17 protein-coding genes are annotated in these 16156 nt (G+C 69.4%); 10 read left to right on the top strand and 7 right to left on the bottom strand.

From position 1 onward, the window contains the following. The first annotated feature begins 2 nt into the window (after positions 1-2). From H976_RS28370 to H976_RS0100600, 8 genes are all read left to right on the top strand, one after another. On the top strand, positions 3-518 hold the full coding sequence (locus tag H976_RS28370; RefSeq protein WP_051275864.1) for a flagellar biosynthetic protein FliO: 516 nt from the start codon (positions 3-5) through the stop codon (positions 516-518). Further along, the gene (gene fliP / locus H976_RS0100630; protein WP_027859947.1) at positions 515-1384 is read left to right on the top strand and encodes a flagellar type III secretion system pore protein FliP; all 870 of its coding nucleotides are present in this window, start codon (positions 515-517) and stop codon (positions 1382-1384) included. The genes H976_RS28370 and fliP overlap by 4 nt, the downstream gene beginning before the upstream one ends. Positions 1385-1392: 8 nt before the next feature. After that, complete coding sequence (fliQ, locus tag H976_RS0100625; RefSeq protein ID WP_027859946.1) at positions 1393-1662, top strand: flagellar biosynthesis protein FliQ; 270 nt, start codon at positions 1393-1395, stop codon at positions 1660-1662. A 2-nt stretch (positions 1663-1664) separates the two neighbouring features. After that, entirely contained in the window at positions 1665-2432 is a 768-nt protein-coding gene (locus tag H976_RS0100620; RefSeq protein WP_027859945.1) for a flagellar biosynthetic protein FliR, read from the top strand. Positions 2433-2436: 4 nt separating this feature from the next. After that, positions 2437-3582 carry a flagellar biosynthesis protein FlhB gene (locus H976_RS0100615; protein WP_027859944.1) on the top strand — a complete coding sequence of 382 codons (1146 nt, stop codon included), beginning with the start codon at positions 2437-2439 and terminating at the stop codon, positions 3580-3582. Positions 3583-3657: 75 nt separating this feature from the next. After that, a complete protein-coding gene (gene flhA, locus H976_RS0100610) occupies positions 3658-5706 on the top strand; it encodes a flagellar biosynthesis protein FlhA (protein ID WP_027859943.1) in 2049 nt (682 codons plus the stop codon). Beyond that, a complete protein-coding gene (locus H976_RS0100605; protein WP_027859942.1) occupies positions 5703-5942 on the top strand; it encodes a hypothetical protein in 240 nt (79 codons plus the stop codon). Before flhA ends, H976_RS0100605 begins: the two co-directional genes overlap by 4 nt. A 10-nt stretch (positions 5943-5952) precedes the next feature. Further along, positions 5953-6699 carry a hypothetical protein gene (locus H976_RS0100600; protein ID WP_051275862.1) on the top strand — a complete coding sequence of 249 codons (747 nt, stop codon included), beginning with the start codon at positions 5953-5955 and terminating at the stop codon, positions 6697-6699. Between the two features lie 3 nt (positions 6700-6702). Here H976_RS0100600 and H976_RS0100595 read toward each other — a convergent pair whose 3' ends face one another. Beyond that, positions 6703-7140 (bottom strand): MarR family winged helix-turn-helix transcriptional regulator, encoded by a 438-nt coding sequence (locus tag H976_RS0100595; protein ID WP_027859940.1) that lies wholly within the window; start codon positions 7138-7140, stop codon positions 6703-6705. A gap of 268 nt (positions 7141-7408) precedes the next feature. On the opposite strand from H976_RS0100595, the gene H976_RS0100590 reads away from it, so the two are divergent. Further along, positions 7409-7687, top strand: a complete 279-nt coding sequence (locus H976_RS0100590; protein ID WP_027859939.1) for a hypothetical protein — start codon at positions 7409-7411, stop codon at positions 7685-7687. Positions 7688-7703: 16 nt separating this feature from the next. Here H976_RS0100590 and H976_RS0100585 read toward each other — a convergent pair whose 3' ends face one another. From H976_RS0100585 to pdxH, 4 genes are all read right to left on the bottom strand, one after another. Further along, positions 7704-9728 (bottom strand): ABC transporter ATP-binding protein, encoded by a 2025-nt coding sequence (locus H976_RS0100585; RefSeq protein ID WP_027859938.1) that lies wholly within the window; start codon positions 9726-9728, stop codon positions 7704-7706. Then, entirely contained in the window at positions 9725-11461 is a 1737-nt protein-coding gene (locus H976_RS0100580) for an ABC transporter ATP-binding protein (RefSeq protein ID WP_027859937.1), read from the bottom strand. Before H976_RS0100580 ends, H976_RS0100585 begins: the two co-directional genes overlap by 4 nt. Beyond that, complete coding sequence (locus H976_RS28365; RefSeq protein ID WP_196803906.1) at positions 11461-12075, bottom strand: TetR/AcrR family transcriptional regulator; 615 nt, start codon at positions 12073-12075, stop codon at positions 11461-11463. The genes H976_RS0100580 and H976_RS28365 overlap by 1 nt, the downstream gene beginning before the upstream one ends. A 157-nt stretch (positions 12076-12232) precedes the next feature. Further along, complete coding sequence (gene pdxH / locus H976_RS0100570; RefSeq protein ID WP_027859936.1) at positions 12233-12889, bottom strand: pyridoxamine 5'-phosphate oxidase; 657 nt, start codon at positions 12887-12889, stop codon at positions 12233-12235. 66 nt (positions 12890-12955) lie between these two features. On the opposite strand from pdxH, the gene H976_RS0100565 reads away from it, so the two are divergent. Continuing rightward, positions 12956-14086 (top strand): citrate synthase 2, encoded by a 1131-nt coding sequence (locus tag H976_RS0100565; protein WP_027859935.1) that lies wholly within the window; start codon positions 12956-12958, stop codon positions 14084-14086. On the opposite strand, the gene H976_RS0100560 is transcribed toward H976_RS0100565, so the two are convergent. Then, the gene (locus H976_RS0100560) at positions 13993-14673 is read right to left on the bottom strand and encodes a hypothetical protein (protein ID WP_027859934.1); all 681 of its coding nucleotides are present in this window, start codon (positions 14671-14673) and stop codon (positions 13993-13995) included. The two genes, H976_RS0100565 and H976_RS0100560, sit on opposite strands and share 94 nt — an antisense overlap. Before the next feature lie 74 nt (positions 14674-14747). Further along, positions 14748-16139 (bottom strand): amidohydrolase family protein, encoded by a 1392-nt coding sequence (locus tag H976_RS23800; RefSeq protein ID WP_036223872.1) that lies wholly within the window; start codon positions 16137-16139, stop codon positions 14748-14750. Between the last annotated feature and the right edge of the window lie 17 nt (positions 16140-16156).

Here is a 16156-nt window from a genome sequence, read left to right as displayed (position 1 = left end):
GCATGGTCGAGCTCGCGGTACGGCTGGTCTTCTCGCTGGCCGTCGTCGTCGGACTGCTGCTCCTGACCGTCAAGGTCGGCGGGCGCAAGTTCCGCCCCCGCAACGGTGCAGCAGTGCGCATCGTGCACCGGCAGGCGCTGAGCCGGGGCACCGCGGTCGCCGTCGTGGAGGTCGGCAACCGCGTCCTCGTCCTCGGCACCACCGAGCACCAGGTCAACGTCCTCGCCGAGCTCGACGAGGGTGAGCTGGACGGTCCCGCCGACCTCACCCTGGTCGACAACACACTCGACCCCGCCTCGCACATCATCGCGCTGGAGGAGGTCCGTTCGCCCGCGACCGTGCACCTCGAGGCGAACACGGAGGCGGCACCGCCTCGTCGGCCCGGCAGCCACGCCGCCCGCCCGGCGCCGAAGCGCAAGGCTGCGCCGGCCGCCACGAGCGGCCCGCTGGCCGGCTCGATCCTCTCCCCGCAGACCTGGCGCCAGGCGCTGGGTGCCGCTTCCGGACGAGCTTCGTGAGCGCGGGGTCGCGCACGCTGACGCTCATCGCTTCGCTGTTCGCGGGCTTCGTGCTGTCGATCTTCGTGCTTCCCGGTGCCGCCAACGCGGCCACCACCACCTCGGCGCCCGCGTCAGCAGCCGCCACGGTGAGTACGGCGGTCCAGCTGCCGGCCGCGCCGGCCGACCCGGCCGGTCCGAAGGGGCCGAAGCAGAAGAACTCCAACGAGGTGAACGTCAAGCTCAGCGGCCTCACCAACAAGCCGAGCACCTCGGTGTCGGTCATCCTCACGATGACCCTGCTCTCCCTGCTGCCGGCGATCGTGCTGACCTGCACCAGCTTCACCAAGATCCTGGTGGTGCTCGGACTGACCCGCAACGCGCTGGGCCTGCAGCAGTCGCCGCCCAACCAGGTGCTCGCCGGGCTGGCGCTGTTCCTGAGCCTGTTCATCATGACGCCGGTGCTGACCGCCATGAACCACGACGGGCTCAAGCCCTACATGGACGGCACCAAGACCTCCGCGCAGGCCTGGGAGGACGGCTCCAAGCCGCTCAAGGCCTTCATGCTGAAGAACACCGACGACGAGCAGCTGGAGCTGCTCACCAACGTCGCCAAGCGTGACCTGCCCAAGGACCGGGCCGACGTACCGTTCGTCACCCTCGTGCCGGCCTTCGTGCTGAGCGAGCTGAAGCAGGCCTTCATCATCGGGTTCATCGTCTTCATCCCGTTCCTGGTGATCGACTTCGTCGTCTCCGGGGCACTGATGGCGCTCGGCATGATGATGATGCCGCCGGTGATGGTCTCGCTCCCGTTCAAGCTGCTCCTGTTCGTCATGGTCGACGGCTGGGGCCTGCTCATCAAGTCACTCATCGCGAGCTACGGATAGGTGCTCCCATGACCGATACCTCGATCATCGAGCTGGCGATGCGCACCATGATGGTGGCGCTGAAGCTCTCGGCTCCCATCCTGGTGACCTCGCTCGTCATCGGCTTCACCGTCTCGCTGTTCCAGTCGATGACCCAGATCCAGGAGTTCACCCTCGCCTTCGTGCCGAAGCTGATCGGCGTCGGCATCGCGCTGCTCATCTGCGGCAACTGGATGCTGCACACGCTGATGTCCTTCACCATCGACCTCTTCGAGGGCCTCCCGGCCATGCTGGGCTGACCGTGGAGATCACCGTCCCCGGCGACGCGCTGATCGGGTACCTCCTCGCCTCGGTCCGGATCGTGTCGTGGCTGGTCGTCGTACCGCCGTTCTCGTCGCGTGCCGTGCCGTCCATGGTCAAGGTGGTGCTCTCGCTCGGACTCGCCTTCGCGGTCGCGCCGGCCCTGCACCCGACGCAGCTGCCGACCACCGCGTTCGGCCTGATCACCGAGACCGTCACCCAGGTCGCGATCGGCGCCTCCATGGGCTTCGTGACCTTCCTGCTGCTCTCGGCCCTGGCCGCCGCGGGCAGCCTGATCGACGTGTTCGGCGGCTTCTCGCTCGCCCAGGGCTTCGACCCGCTCGGCATGAACTCCAACACCGTGTTCGGCACCTTCCACCAGATGATCGCCACGATGATCCTGTTCGTCACCAACGGGCACATGCTGGTCCTCGGCGGGCTGCTCAGCACCTTCCGCTTCCTGCCGGTCGGCGCCCGGCCCGACACCAGCCACGGCACCGAGGTGCTCGTCGACGCGTTCCACGTCTTCTTCGTGACCGCGGTGCAGATCGCGCTGCCGATGATCGCCGTGCTGTTCCTCGCCGACCTGGGGCTGGCGCTGCTGACCAAGGTGGCCCCGCAGCTCAACGCCATCAACGTGATGTTCCCGGCCAAGATCGGCCTGACCCTGCTCCTGGTCGGGCTGTCCTTCCCGGTGCTGCCCCAGGCGATGGACAAGATGATGGAGCTCTCCACCCAGGCGATGTCCGTGATGGCAGGGGCGGGGTGATCCGGTGAGCGGCGAGAAGACCGAGAAGCCCACCGCCAAGCGGCGCAAGGAGAGCCGCAAGGAGGGACAGGTCGCCCGGACCCAGGAGCTCGGCGGCTGGGCCTCCGTGCTCGTCTTCGGCATGGCCATGCCCGTCCTGCTCAAGCACGAGTTCCACTCCGTGTGGGCGCTGTTCCAGCGCAGCCTGACGCTGACCGAGCACCCCACGACGGCGGTCGCGCTCACCTTCCTCGGCGACGCCGCCAAGCACGTCTTCATCGTGCTGCTGGCCATGGGCGCGACGGTGATGGTCATCGGGGTCGCCTCGGCGCTGGCACAGGGCGGCTTCGTGCTGGCCACCAAGTCGGTCAAGCCGAGCGCGGCCAAGCTGAACCCGATCAAGGGCGCCAAGCGCATCTTCGGCCCGCAGGCGGGCTGGGAGGGGGTGAAGATGCTGCTCAAGAGCAGCCTCGTCGGGCTCCTGGTGTACGGCGCCATCCGCGGCCTGATGCCCCTCGTCGGCGGCATGGTGCCGATCCAGGCGACGATCCAGCAGCTCTCCCACAGCGCGTTGGGACTGATGCGCAACATCGCGCTCGCCGGTCTGGCGCTGGCGGCCGCCGACTACGCGATGCAGCGCCGGCGCGTCGGCAAGCAGACCCGGATGAGCAAGGAAGAGGTCAAGCAGGAGCACAAGCAGAGCGAGGGCGACCCGATGCTCAAGGGCGCGATCAGGGCCCGCCAGCTCGCCGCCTCGCGCAACCGGATGATCGCCGACGTCGCGACCGCCGACGTGGTCCTCGTCAACCCGACGCACGTCGCGGTGGCCCTGCGCTACGAGTCGGAGCTCGGTGCCCCCCGCGTCGTGGCCCGCGGTGCCGGAGCCATCGCCGCCAAGATCAGGGAGCGGGCAGCCGAGGAGCGGGTCCCGCTGGTCCGCGACATCCCGCTCGCCCGGTCGCTGTACTCCTCGACCAACGTCGGCCAGACCATCCCGAGCGAGCTGTTCGCGGCCGTCGCGACGGTGCTGGCGTTCGTGATCAGCCGGCGCACGGCTGGACAGCACGGCGGCGAGCACCGCTCCCCCCGGCAGGAGAGCCAGCTGCCCGACGTACCCGCCATCGGACGTCGTCGCCGGATTCCCTCAGCTCCCGTCGCAGCCGGCCGATAGGACACTCGTCGCCAGGAGGGCGCACTGCGGCGCCAGGAGGGCGCAGAGGACTCTGCTTCCCCGAAAGGTTCGTCCGTGCCCCCCAAGCTTCTGACCAAGCTCGGCGTTCCCGTCGGCATCGTCTTCATCGTGGTGATGCTGGTCGTCCCGCTGCCGGCCATCGTGCTCGACCTGCTGATCGCGCTCAACATCGTCGGCGCGCTGTTGATCCTCCTCACCGCGATGTTCGTGCACCGCCCCCTCGACTTCGCCGCCTTCCCGGCCGTCATCCTGGTGATGACCCTGTTCCGCCTCGCCCTCAACGTCAGCGCCACCCGGCTCGTGCTCCTCGACGGCTTCGCCGGCAAGGTGATCGACACCTTCGGCCACTTCGTGGTCGGTGGGTCGCTGATCGTCGGGCTGATCGTGTTCGCGATCCTGCTCGTCATCCAGTTCGTCGTCATCACCAACGGTGCGGGCCGCGTGGCCGAGGTCGGCGCCCGGTTCACCCTCGACGCGATGCCCGGCAAGCAGATGGCCATCGACGCCGACCTGAACTCCGGCCTGATCGACGAGGACGAGGCCCGCAAGCGCCGGCGCGAGGTGCACGCCGAGGCCGACTTCTACGGCGCGATGGACGGTGCCTCGAAGTTCGTCAAGGGCGACGCGATCGCGGCCATCATCATCACGCTGGTCAACCTGATCGGCGGCTTCGCCGTCGGGGTCGCCCAGAACGGCATGTCCTTCAGCGACGCGATCAACACCTACAGCCTGCTCTCGGTCGGCGACGGCCTCGTCTCCCAGATCCCGGCGCTGCTCCTCTCGGTCGCCACCGGCCTGATCGTCACGCGCAACACGGGCGAGGACGACATGGGCTCCGACATCGTCCGCCAGGTGATGGCCCGGCAGATGCCGCTGCGGGTCGCCGGCTTCGGTGGCCTCGCGCTGTGCCTCATCCCGGGCCTGCCCAAGCTCCCGTTCATCATCGCCGGCGGCCTGATGCTGCTCGCGTCGACGCGGGCGGAGTCCCCGGAGGGCAACGAGGCCGAGCCGGAGAACGCCCTGGCGCTCACGGCGAGCGAGAACGAGACGCCGGAGGACCTGGCCCAGGAGATCCAGATCGACCCGCTCGCCCTCGACCTGTCCGCCGACATCGTCGACCTGGTCGACCCGGCCAGCGGCGGCGACCTGCTCAACCGGGTCAAGGCGCTGCGCCGCAAGATCGCCTCCGACATCGGCATCGTCATCCCGCCGCTGCGCACCCGCGACAGCCTCGAGCTGCCGGCCCAGACCTACGCGATCAAGCTGTTCGGCGTCGAGGTGGCGCGTGGTGAGGCGCCGCGCGGCCAGGTGCTGGCCATCGGTGAGTACCTCGGCTCGCTCCCCGGTACGCCGACCCGCGAGCCCGTCTTCGGTCTCGATGCGAAGTGGATCGCCCAGGAGCTGCGCAGCCAGGCCGAGCTCAGTGGCGCCACCGTGGTCGACCGCACCTCGGTGATCACCACCCACCTCGCCGAGGTCGTCAACCAGCATGCCGCCCGCCTCCTCGGTCGCGAGGACGTCCGGCTTCTGACCGACGTGGTCAAGCGCACCCACCCGGTCGTCGTCGAGGAGCTCACGCCCACCCAGCTCAGCCTCGGGGAGGTGCAGCGCGTGCTGCAGTCCCTGCTCGACGAGGGCATCTCGATCCGCGACCTGGTGCGCATCTTCGAGGCGATCTCGCTGCGTGCCGCCGTCACCAAGGACGTCGACACCCTGGTCGAGAGCGCCCGGATGGCGCTCGGCCCGGCGATCGTGGCCCAGCACACCAGCGGCAACACCGTGCACGTGATCAGCTTCGACCCGCGCCTCGAGCAGCAGATGCTCGAGGCCCAGCGCCAGACCGAAGCCGGGATGATCATCGCCCTCGACCCGGACACCGCGCAGCGGGTGCTGACCCAGGTCGACCACCTGGTCCGCGAGGCCCAGAACTCCAACACCCACCCGGTCGTGGTGTGCGCACCGCAGATCCGCGCGTCACTGCGCCGCTTCCTGCGTCCGACCATGGCGCGGGTACCGGTCCTGTCCTACTCCGAGCTGGTCGGCACCGGCCAGATCGCCTCGGTCGGCGTGGTCGCCCATGAGCCGCTCGCGGTGGCCCGATGAGCGGTCGTCTCGGCACCGCCCTCGGTGCCAGCGTGCTGATCTCCTCCCCCGTCCTGTGGATGCTCCAGCAGGGCACCATGACGGTCGAGGTGGCGCTGGAGCGCTGGGCGGTCTGTCTGGCGGTCTGCTGGCTGGCGATCACGGTCATCGGCTCGTTCGCCTTCCCCGAGCCTGTTCGGCAACCGGTCGCCGCGGAGACCGAGGAGCCCGAAGGGATCCCGGTCGACGCGCCGTAGTCTGTGGAGGATGAAGGACACGCTCCTCGTGCAGGCTCGGTACTGCGGCCCGGCGAAGTCGGGCAACGGTGGCTACGTCGCGGGCGCGCTGGCCCACGAGCTCGGCGACACCCTCGGACGGGCGGTGTCCGTGACGCTGCGGCAGCCCCCACCCCTGGACTCGACGATGCACGTCAACCAGGTGGACGGAGGACTCACGCTCACCTTCGGCGGCGCACTCGTGGCGCAGGCCGAGCCCACCGACCGCGAGATCGAACCGGTCGAGGGCGTCTCGTGGGACGAGGCGGTGGCGGCGAGCCCGTCGTACCCCGGCCATCGCTCGCACCCGTTCCCCCAGTGCTTCTCCTGCGGCACCGAGCGCGAGGACGGCCTGCGCATCTTCCCCGGCCTGGTGCCGCCCGTCAGTGACGAGACCCGGTTGGCGGCGCCGTGGATCCCGGACCGGACCCTGGCGGCCGACTTCCACGAGTACGACGACCCCTCGCCGCGAGCCTGTCTGGCCGCGACCTGGTCCGCACTCGACTGCGTGGGCGGCTGGGCCGGCGACATCACCGAGCGGCTGATGGTGCTCGGCCGGATGACCGCGATCGTCGACGCGCTGCCGGTGCTGGGCGAGGAACACGTGGTGATGGGCGAGCGACGCGGCTCGGAGGGGCGCAAGACGTTCACGGCCTCGACCCTGCACGACGCCGACGGCCGCATCGTCGGTCGGGCCGAGCACACCTGGGTCGCGGTCGACCCGGCGCTGTTCAACTGACGCCTAGCGCTCCAGCGCGTTGTTGTAGCGGGCCATCACGTCGACGAACGCCTGCAGGTCCTCGTCACTCCACCCCGACAACCGCTCCAGCACCTCGCGGCGGCGCATCTCGGCGATGGTGCCGAGCCGGCGGCTGCCCTCCTCGGTGATCGCGAGGATGGCCGCCCGGCGGTCCTCCGGGTCGGGGGAACGCTCGATCAGCCCGAGGTCGAGCAGGGCGCCCACCTGACGACTCACGGCGCCCTTGTCGATGGAGAAGATGTCGACGAGATCGCTGGCCCGACGGGGCCCGGAGTCGTTGAGCGCCATCAGCATCGAGTAGGCGACCGGGGACAGGTCCGGGTGCACCATCCGGGCTCGTTCGGCGATCAGTCGACGGATGCGTCGTACGAGCACACCCATCTCGTGCTCGAGTGCGCGCATCGTCTCGTCGTCCGCCACGTGGACACCCTACAAAGCAGCGACCCGCAGGTGTGGCTCGAGAGCCTCTCCGGGGACGTTTCCGGATCACCTGCGGGTCGGGTGACTGCTTGAAATTCACCAGCTCGCTCACACGGCTGGCCGGTGAGCTGCTAGCGGGCAGCCACCTCACGCGTCCTAGAAGAACTCATTCTTTGGACCACCTCCTTTCCCGTGTGCGACCACGGTAGGCCGCGGGAGGGCGCGACTCAATCGTTTTTGGCAGGACAGGGATGGGTACGAAGGTCACATGAGTGACCAGCAGCCGGAACCCGACCAGAGCGACTCCTCCGAGGACCAGCACGAGGACTCCCAGCAGGAGCTGGACTCCGGAGCGCCGGGTGACGTCGGCGACGACCAGCTGCCGGAGGACCTCCAGCCGACCGACGACAACCCGCTGGCCCGCCACCCCGGCCAGACCGGCCAGGAGGACGACCAGATCGGCGCCGACCGCGAGGGCGACCCCGACACCGCTCCCCTGACCGAGGACGACGCCGACTACGGCAGTGGCGAGAGCGAGAGCTCCTGAGCGACGGGCCGGGGCGTCAGCCGACAGCCGCCGCCGTGAACTGGGCGTTGTAGAGGCGGGCGTAGGCGCCGTCGGCGGCGAGCAGCTCGTCGTGGGTGCCCTGCTCGACGATCGCGCCGTCCTCCATCACCAGGATCAGGTCGGCGTCGCGGATCGTGGAGAGCCGGTGGGCGATCACGAACGACGTGCGGTCGGTCCGCAGCGCCGCCATCGCATGCTGCACGAGCAGCTCGGTGCGGGTGTCCACCGACGAGGTCGCCTCGTCGAGGATCAGCAAGGCCGGGTCGGTCAGGAAGGCCCGCGCGATCGTGACCAGCTGGCGCTCACCCGCGGACAGGTTCGAGCCCTCCTCGTCGATCACCGTGTCGTAGCCGTCCGGCAGCGAGTGCACGAACCGGTCCACGAAGGTGGCCTGCGCCGCCTCCATGATCTGCTCCTCGGTGGCATCCGGCCGCCCGTAGGCGATGTTGTCGCGGATGGTCCCCTCGAACAGCCAAGTGTCCTGGAGCACCATCCCGATCTGGCCGCGGAGGTCCTTGCGCGGCATGGTGGCGATGTCGACCCCGTCGAGGGTGATCCGGCCGGCGTCGACGTCGTAGAACCGCATCACCAGGTTGACCAGCGTGGTCTTGCCGGCACCGGTCGGGCCGACGATGGCGACCGTCTGGCCGGGTCGCGCCACCAGCGAGAGGTCCTCGATCAGCGTGACCTCGGGGCTGTAGGAGAACGCGACGTGCTCGAAGGCGACCTCGCCACGACGGTCCTCCACCGCGGCGGGTACGCCGCCCAGGTCGGCCGGCTCCTCGTCGGCGTCCAGCAGCTCGAAGACCCGCTCCGCCGACGCGACACCGGACTGCAGCAGGTTCATCATCGAGGCCACCGTGGTCAACGGTTGGGTGAACTGGCGGGTGTACTGGATGAAGGCCTGGACGTCGCCGAGGGACAGCGAGCCCGAGGCCACCCGGAGGCCGCCGATGACGGCGATCGCCACGTAGTTGACGTTCCCGATGAACATCATCGCCGGCATGATCAGCCCGGAGACGAACTGGGCGCCGAAGCTGACCTTGTACAGCTCCTCGTTGTGCTCGGCGAAGGTCTGCTCGACCTCCTGCTGGCGGCCGAACACCTTGACCAGCGCGTGCCCCGAGAATGCCTCCTCGATGTGGCCGTTGAGCTGTCCGGTACGACGCCACTGGGCCACGAACTGCCCCTGCGAGCGCTTCATGATCGCCCGCGTCACGAACAGCGAGACCGGCACCGAGATCAGCGCCACGAGCGCGAGCAGCGGCGAGATCCAGAACATCATCGCGAGCACCGCGACCACGGTCAGCAGCGAGGTCATCAGCTGGCTCATCGTCTGCTGCAGCGTCGTGCTGACGTTGTCGATGTCGTTGGTGACCCGGCTGAGCAGCTCGCCGCGCGGTGAGCGGTCGAAGTAGTTCAGCGGCAGTCGGTTGATCTTGTCCTCGACGTCCTGGCGCATCCGGTAGACGGTGTTCTGCACGACGCGGTTGAGCACCATGCCCTGCAACCAGCCGAGTACGGCGGCGGCGGCGTACACGAGCAGCACCATCATCAGCACGTCGCCGACGGCCGAGAAGTCGACGCCCTGGCCGGGGACGACGTGATCCATGTGGGCGAGCATGCCGGCGAGGGTGTCGTCGCCACGCGCACGCAGGTCCTCCACGAACTCCGCCTGCGTGACGCCGGCCGGGATGCTGCGGCTGAACAGGCCCGAGAAGACGAGGTCGGTCGCGTGCCCGAGGATGCGCGGCCCGATCGACATCAGCCCCACGCTGGAGACACCGAGGACGACGACCATGAACGCCTTGGCGCGGTCGGGCCGCATCCGGGCGATCAGCCGTTTGGCCGACGGACCGAAGGTCATCGCCTTCTGCCCGACCATGCCGCCGCCCATCGGGCCGCGACCGGGACCGCCCTGGGGCGCCTCGATGCGTTCGGTGGCCTGGAAGCCGGCCTGCTTGTCCTTGACCGCGCCGGTGGCCGGCGGGGTGCGAGTGGTGTCGGTGTCCTCGCTCATGCCGCCTCCTCCGCGGTCATCTGGGAGGTGACGATCTCCTGGTAGGTGGTGCAGTCCTCGAGCAGCTCCTGGTGGGTGCCGCGGCCGACGACCCGGCCGTCCTCGAGGACCAGGATCAGGTCAGCATCCATGATCGTGGTCACCCGCTGCGCCACGATGATCGTCGTCGCGTCGGTCGTGATCGGCCGCAGCGCCGCCCGCAGCCGGGCGTCGGTGGCCAGGTCGAGGGCCGAGAACGAGTCGTCGAACAGGTAGATCCCCGGCCTCCGGATCAGGGCGCGCGCGATGGCGAGGCGCTGGCGCTGGCCGCCGGAGAAGTTGGTGCCGCCCTGGTTGACCGAAGCGTCCAACCCGTCGGCCAGCGCCTCGACGAAGTCGCGCGCCTGGGCGGTCTCCAGGGCCGCCCAGATCTCGTCCTCGGTGGCGTCGGGCTTGCCGTGCAGGAGGTTGCTGCGGATCGTGCCGGAGAACAGGTACGCCTTCTGAGGCACCAGCCCGATCTGGGCCCAGAGCGCCTCCGGCTCGACCCGGCGTACGTCGGAACCGCCCACGCTCACGACACCAGTGGTGGCGTCGAACAGCCGCGGGACCAGGTTGACCAGGGTCGACTTGCCGGCACCGGTCGACCCGATCACGGCCACCGTCTGACCGGGACGCGCAGAGAAGGTGACGTCGCTGAGCACGGGCGACTCGGCGCCCGGGTAGGAGAAGGTGACGTCCTCGAGGTCGAGCCATCCGCGGCGCTCGGGGTCGGGGAGCTCGGGATCCTCCGGCGGAGGCACCGAGGTGTGCGTGTCCAGCACCTCGGTGATGCGGTCGCCGCAGACCGAGGCCCGCGGCACCATCATCAGCATGAAGGTCGCCATCATCACCGACATGAGGATCTGCATCAGGTAGGAGAGGAACGCCGTCAGCGCGCCGATCTGCATCTGCCCGTTGTCGACGCGGTGTCCGCCGAACCAGATGACCGCGACGCTGGACACGTTCACCACCAGCATCACCAGCGGGAACATCGTCGCGAGCCACCGGCCGGCGCGCACGGCGACGTCGGTCAGCTCGTCGTTGGCGTGCCCGAATCGGCCGGCCTCGTGGCGCTCGCGCACGAACGCCCGCACCACCCTGATGCCGGTGATCTGCTCGCGGAGCACGCGGTTGACCTCGTCGATGCGGGCCTGCATCTTGCGGAAGTTCGGCACCATCTGGCTGACCACCAGGCCGACGCTGAGGAACAGCGCCGGCACCACGATGGCCAGGATCCAGCCGAGCCCGAAGTCCTCGCGCAGTGCCATGAAGACGCCGCCGACCATCATGATCGGCGCGGACACCGCGATGGTGCAGGCCATCAGCACGAGCATCTGCACCTGCGTGACGTCGTTGGTGCCGCGGGTGATGAGCGAGGGCGCGCCGAACTCCTGCACCTCGCGGGTCGAGAAGGTGCCGACCCGTTGGAACAGTGCCGTGCGGAGGTCACGACCGAGGCTCATCGACGTACGCGCCCCGAACCAGACGGCGCTGACCGAGCAGACGACCTGCAGCAGCGTGACGCCGAGCATCATCGCGCCGGTGCGGATGATGTAGCTGGTGTCGCCGACGGCCACGCCCTTGTCGATGATGTCGGCGTTGAGGCTGGGCAGGTAGAGCATCGCGACCACGCCGATGAACTGGAAGACCACCACGGCGGCCAGCAGGTTCTTGTAGGGCTTGAGCCGCTCCTTCAGCAGTTTGAGTAGCACTAGGAATCCCTCCTCAGGACCCCGCCGAGAACGATGTCGGCGATCTGGTCAGCAGTGAGCACGGCCTTCATCCCGAGCTCGGGTCGGCTCGCGCCGAAGATCAGGCTGCGCAGGGCGGTGGCTGCGACCTCGGGCTCCACTGCGAGCTCGTCGCGGTGGGGCTCGAAGACCCCTGTCAGCCGGAGGTGGAGGTCTTCCTGCGCCTTGAGCACGAACGCGGGCGGGCCCATGTGCTTCTTGCTGTCGGGGTCCTCGTGGAAGGCCTGGATCAGGTGCGGGCGCACAGCCACCATCACCGACATGGTCAGCAGCATCCGGTCGAGCACCCGCTGCGCGGCGAGCACGATCTGGTCGCGCAGGTCGGTGACGTCGGCCATCGCCTTGTCGAACAGCTCCTGGCCGCCGGCGGGGTTGATTGCCTCCTCCGCCGCGGCCATCAGCAGGCTCTTCTTGTCGGGGAAGACCCGGAAGATCGTGCCCTCAGCAATGCCGGCCGCCTGCGCGATCTCGCGGGTGGTCACCTCTCCCCCGCGCTCGACGAGCAGCGGGACGAGCGCCGTGACGATCGCCTTGCGACGGTCGTCCGGCGACATGGAGGTGGCACGAGGAGACACGTCGTACAGCATAAGTGAGTGAGTACTCACTCACAACCTGTTTTATCGTGATCCGAGGACACAACGGACAGGGCTGGCGGGCAGAACTGGAGGCGGGGGGCCGAAGTATCGGCCGCCCGGCTCCGGTTTCCCCGGGTGCCCGGGGAAACCGACGGCCCTACGGCGCCAGCCGCACCGTCTCCCAGCCCTCCCCCGTACGCCGGTAGACGAGCCGGTCGTGCATCCGGCCACGGCGGCCCTGCCAGAACTCGACGACCTCCGGGTGGACCCGGTAGCCGCCCCAGTTCGGCGGGAGGGGCACGTCGCCGGACCCGAAGCGTGCCTCCATCTCGGCGTACCGCTCCTCGAGCTCGTCTCGTGTCGGCACCTCGTTCGACTGGGGGGATGCCCAGGCGCCGAGCTGGGAGGCGCGCGGCCGGGTGCCGAAGTACGCCGCACTCTCCTCCTCCCGGACCTGCTCGGCGCGGCCCTCGACCCGGACCTGGCGCTGCAGGTCGTGCCACGGGAAGAGCAGCGCGACGTGCGGGTTGCCCGCGAGCTCCTGGCCCTTGCGCGAGTCGTAGTTGGAGTAGAAGACGAAGCCGCGCTCGTCGATCCCCTTGAGCAGCACCATCCGCGACGACGGACGGCCCTGCGCGGAGACGGTGGAGACCACCATGGCGTTGGGCTCGTGCAGGCCGGCCACCACCGTGTCGTGCATCCAGCGGCGGAACATCGCGACCGGATCGGCGCTGAGGTCCGGGTCGTCGAGACCGGCGTCGCCGTACTCGCGACGAAGTGCGGCGAGCGCGTCAGGGTCGGGTGTGGACGACATGAGACTCAACCTACTTGCGTGAACGCGGTGTATCCCGATCAAGGCCCACAGTGCAGAATGCCCCTCATGACTGAGGTACATCACGGGCTCGAAGGCGTCGTCGCGTTCGAGACACAGATCGCCGAACCCGACAAGGAAGGGTCCGCCCTCCGCTACCGCGGCGTCGACATCGAGGACATCGTCGGGCGGATCCCCTTCGAGAAGGTCTGGGGACTGCTGGTCGACGGGAAGTACGAGCCCGGCCTCCCGCCGGCCGAGCCCTACAACATCGCGATCCACACCGGCGACGTCCGCGCCGACGTCCAGGCCTCCGTCGCGATGCTCGCGCCGATGCTCGGGATGGGTCAGACCTACGACATCTCCGACGAGCAGGCCCGCCTCGACCTGTCCCGCGTCGCCGTGATGGTGCTGTCGTACGCCGCCCAGTCCGCACGCGGCCTCGGCAAGAACGTCGTACCGCAGAGCGAGGTCGACAAGGGCGGCACGCTCGCCGAGAAGTTCCTGATCCGCTGGCGCGGAGAGGCCGACCCGGCCCACGTCAAGGCGATCGACGCCTACTGGAGCTCGGCCGCCGAGCACGGCATGAACGCCTCCACCTTCACCGCCCGCGTCATCACCTCCACCGGCGCCGACGTGGCCGCCGCGTTCTCCGGCGCCATCGGCGCGATGAGCGGCCCGCTCCACGGCGGCGCCCCCTCGCGCGTCCTCGGCATGATCGAGGACGTCGAGAAGAGCGGCGACGCCGAGGCCTACGTCAAGAAGCTGCTCGACGACGGCGAGCGGCTGATGGGCTTCGGGCACCGCGTCTACCGCGCCGAGGACCCGCGCGCCCGCGTCCTGCGTCGCACGGCGAAGGAGCTGAACGCCCCGCGCTACGAGGTGGCCGAGCAGCTCGAGAAGGCCGCGCTCGCCGAGCTCAAGGAGCGTCGTCCCGACCGCGTGCTCGAGACCAACGTGGAGTTCTGGGCAGCGATCGTGCTCGACTTCGCCGAGGTCCCCGCCAACATGTTCACCTCGATGTTCACCTGCGCCCGCACCGGCGGCTGGTCGGCCCACATCCTGGAGCAGAAGACGACCGGTCGACTGATCCGCCCGTCGGCCATCTACGTCGGACCCGGCGAGCGACCGGCCAGCGACATCGAGGGCTGGAACGATGCCTGGGGCGACACCGACGCCTCCGAAGAGCCCGTCGCCTGACGCACGCGCGCGGCGGGCACCCGGCCGACGTACCAGCTCGTCCGACCGGCACCGCCCGGCCGGATCAGCGAGATGTGCATGTGGTCGCGGTGTCGCAGCGTATTCGAGCACGTCGCGAGCGTCTTGCAGCTCGAGCTGCGGTAGGCCCGCACGCGGAACTGGTCGTACGACGCATAGATGTGGTCGTTCCAGATCACGTACATGATCCCCATCCGACGGGCCAGCTCGGCCGGCTCGCCGGACGGACCGGTCGCGAACGCTGCCCGCAGGAAGCGCTGCGCACGGGTCCGGTCACCGGTCTTCAGGGCGTTCAGCGACCAGTCGAAGGCGCGCCCCTCCTTGTGCTCGGAGACCGACCTGCCCCTGCAGGTCTCGGAGATCCGGCCGAAGCCACCGCCGTAGGTCCTGACCAGCCAGTGCCCCAGCGCCACGGTCCCGGGCTTGGCCTTCGGTGCGCACGCGGTCTGGGGCTGGTAGGACGCATACGGCTCCACCGGAGTCGTCTCCGCCCGGGCCGTGCCGACCAGCAGCAGGCAGGCCACCGCCGCGAGCAGTGGCAGCAGGAGTCGCCTCGTGGCGTGCAGCATCGGTGGTCCCCTCCGTCGGTGGCACGAGGGTAGGCAAAATCTGACCGATATGTCCGCATTTAGGAGAAGAGGGGTCAGGCCCAGATGGGTCCGACCGGCGGGTAGATCTTGGTGAGCGACGACCGGATCGAGGAGAGCCGCGGGGTGGGGTCTCCTCCCGGGACGACCTCGAAGCTGGTGTCCAGCAGCATCGACCGGCCCCAGGCGAGGACCGGTTCGAGGTCGGGGTCCGCGGCATCGGCGGCGAGCTGGGTGACCCAGTCGGCGCGGCCGTAGGCGACGTCGCCGCCGATCATCACCAGCTCGACGTCGGCCGGGGTCGACTCGCACACCGACTCGTAGGCGTCGTCGTCCTGGCGGGCCATCACCACGAGGTCGGCCACCCGGCCGACCTCGAGCGAGCCGAGCTTGCCGCCGAGCGCCGCGACCTCGGCCGCGCCCGAGGTGACCATCGTGACGAGGTCCTCGGCGGTGATCGGGTGGTCCTGCTCGACGAGCTGCTGCCGCGCGACCTTCATCTCGCCGAGCAGGCTCATCGAACCCGACGGCAACCAGTCGGCGCCGAGCGCCATCGGCAGCCCGACGTCGAGGGCATCGCCTGCTCGCGTCGTCTCGCCGTAGAGGCGCAGGTTGGACTGCGGTGACCACACCAGCCTCGCGCCGGCGTCGGCGGCCTGGCCGAGCTGGTCGCGGCTCAGCGCGGTGCCGTGGATGATCACCGTCGCCTTGGTCAACCCCTTGAGGGTGTCGGCGAGCAGGTCGAACTCCTTCTGCGAGCGTTCGTTGTCGCGCATCCCCTCCGCCAGGTGAAGGTAGTGCGCATCGACCTCGCCGGCCGTGATCGCGTCGAGCACGTTCTGGAACTCCGGCCCGCCACGCCCGGTGAGGCTGGTCGGCAGGTCGATGGCCGCGCGCGCCCGGTGCTCGCCGAAGATCATCCCGTCGACGTTGCGCACCATCGACTCGTGCGAGCCCTTCTGGGTCACGATGCTGGCACCCTGGATCGCGGTCACGCCGCCGACGAGGGCCCGGATCTCGGCGTACCTGAGCTGGACGCCCTTCGGCAGCTGGGTGAGCAGGTCGTTCTGCGGTGTGCGCACGAGGTCCTGGTAGGGCTTGCTGGCCCGCCAGGAGTAGCGGTTGACGTAGCTCTTCGGCGGCTCCCACGGCGCGAAGACGTTGAACTCCGGGTGGCCGTGCAGGTCGAGCATCCCGGGCATGATCACGCCGTCGGTCTGGATCGCCAGCGCGGTCGTGGGCTTGCGGGTGGTGATGGCGGCGACGGTGCCGCCCTCGATCCGCACCCATCCCTTGCGTACGCCGTCCGGGGTGATCACCTGGCCCCCGAGCGCGATCGCCTCGCGCGGCAATGTCCGCGGCCGGGGGCGGACCGGCCCAGTGCCCTCGAGCGTGTCCGGCATCCCCGCGAGGTAGGCCGTGGTGAACGGATCGTCCTTGCTGGCCATGGCTGCCCCTTCCCGAT

Origin of the sequence: Marmoricola sp. URHB0036, assembly GCF_000426045.1 — a bacterium.
Classification (GTDB): domain Bacteria; phylum Actinomycetota; class Actinomycetes; order Propionibacteriales; family Nocardioidaceae; genus Marmoricola.
The sequence above is the reverse complement of the archived record's forward strand: the minus strand, read 5'-3'. Positions and strand labels throughout refer to the sequence as shown.

Coding starts and splice junctions, on each gene's coding strand:
- H976_RS28370 (WP_051275864.1), top strand. CDS start 3: ATGGTCGAGCTCGCGGTACGGCTGGTCTTCTCGCTGGCCGTCGTCGTC.
- fliQ (WP_027859946.1), top strand. CDS start 1,393: ATGACCGATACCTCGATCATCGAGCTGGCGATGCGCACCATGATGGTG.
- H976_RS0100605 (WP_027859942.1), top strand. CDS start 5,703: ATGAGCGGTCGTCTCGGCACCGCCCTCGGTGCCAGCGTGCTGATCTCC.
- H976_RS0100600 (WP_051275862.1), top strand. CDS start 5,953: ATGAAGGACACGCTCCTCGTGCAGGCTCGGTACTGCGGCCCGGCGAAG.
- H976_RS0100590 (WP_027859939.1), top strand. CDS start 7,409: ATGAGTGACCAGCAGCCGGAACCCGACCAGAGCGACTCCTCCGAGGAC.
- H976_RS0100585 (WP_027859938.1), bottom strand. CDS start 9,728: ATGAGCGAGGACACCGACACCACTCGCACCCCGCCGGCCACCGGCGCG.
- pdxH (WP_027859936.1), bottom strand. CDS start 12,889: ATGTCGTCCACACCCGACCCTGACGCGCTCGCCGCACTTCGTCGCGAG.
- H976_RS0100565 (WP_027859935.1), top strand. CDS start 12,956: ATGACTGAGGTACATCACGGGCTCGAAGGCGTCGTCGCGTTCGAGACA.
- H976_RS0100560 (WP_027859934.1), bottom strand. CDS start 14,673: ATGCTGCACGCCACGAGGCGACTCCTGCTGCCACTGCTCGCGGCGGTG.
- H976_RS23800 (WP_036223872.1), bottom strand. CDS start 16,139: ATGGCCAGCAAGGACGATCCGTTCACCACGGCCTACCTCGCGGGGATG.